General features: G+C 68.9%; 1 protein-coding gene. It reads left to right on the top strand.

Annotation, left to right across the window (positions count from 1 at the left end; all coding sequences use genetic code 11):
- Positions 1 to 172 precede the first annotated feature (172 nt).
- Positions 173 to 328 carry a hypothetical protein gene (locus tag IE134_RS33835; RefSeq protein ID WP_189432839.1) on the top strand — a complete coding sequence of 52 codons (156 nt, stop codon included), beginning with the start codon at positions 173 to 175 and terminating at the stop codon, positions 326 to 328.
- Positions 329 to 476 lie beyond the last annotated feature (148 nt).

Raw genomic sequence — 476 nt, 5'->3', positions numbered from 1 at the left:
GCAGACGGGAACATCTGTATGACACCAGGGTTTCGCTCTGGGTGACATTCTTTGGGTTGCCACTGCACACCAGCGCGTTCGGGTTCGTCGTTGTGGTGAAAGCGCACTCCGGCGCACTCCCGGGCACTTCCCAGCCGCTGCCCGGACCTTTCCAGGAGAGGGGCCAACGTCTGTGACGACCCAACTCGTAGGTGACCTGCTGATCCTCGCCTTGGCGGCCCGCGTCTTCGGCGCGGACGCCGTCGCCCTGCTCCGTCGCCTCGCCGCCGCCGGTGTGCGGGCCGGCGTGAACGAGATGACCCGTGCCGAGCGGGGAGAGGGCCGGTGACCCGAGACCGACGCCGGAACAATCCGACCGCGCCCGCCGTGACCGCAGCCGACCGCCCGGACCCGGACCTGTCCTTCACCGCGTTCCACCAGATGAACCGGGCCAGCTACGTCCGCTACGCCGAGACCTACCTCCGCCACCGCCAGGA

The sequence above is a fragment of the Streptomyces rubiginosohelvolus genome, assembly GCF_014649875.1.
Lineage (GTDB): Bacteria > Actinomycetota > Actinomycetes > Streptomycetales > Streptomycetaceae > Streptomyces > Streptomyces rubiginosohelvolus.
Note: the sequence above shows the minus strand (reverse complement) of the source record. Positions and strands in the feature narration are given on the sequence as shown.